General features: G+C 36.8%; 1 protein-coding gene. It reads right to left on the bottom strand.

Going from position 1 to position 508, the window contains the following annotated elements; translation table 11 throughout:
* The coding region (locus IDG60_RS02390) for a GA module-containing protein (protein ID WP_206160458.1) at positions 1 to 508 on the bottom strand (508 nt) is incomplete at both ends.

Here is a 508-nt window from a genome sequence, read left to right as displayed (position 1 = left end):
GGATTGTTAGTTTGATTAATGATACCTTTCGCATTTGACACAGCGCTATTATATGTTGATTGGTTATTCGGACTTGCGTCTGTATAGTTTTGACTTGCTTTGACTGTTGTTTCGTTAGCAATACTATCTCTTAAGCCTTTCATTGCATTGTTCAATGATTGTCCATTTGTTTGAACAGATTGTACGTCTTCTAATCTATTGGCTTGTCCCACTTGTTCTTTTAATTTAGCTTTTTGAGGAGTATTTAATTGCGTTAATGCATCAATAGCAGTATTGGCGTTTTGTTTTGCAACACGTAATCTTTCGTCACCATTTAATTCTTGTTTCGCGCTGTTTACTTGATTAGCTGCAGCTGTTACTTCTGAAGGTGTTGTAACAACCGTTGGCGTACCGCTAATAATATGTTCAGCATTGGTAACTTTAGTTGTGTAAGCATTTTGTTTAGTGCTATCGGCGTTGACATATTTACTGCTTGCTAACGTATTCGTCTTATCTGCGATGGCATGTT

The organism is Staphylococcus sp. EG-SA-2 (assembly GCF_017152085.1).
The sequence above is the reverse complement of the archived record's forward strand: the minus strand, read 5'-3'. Positions and strand labels throughout refer to the sequence as shown.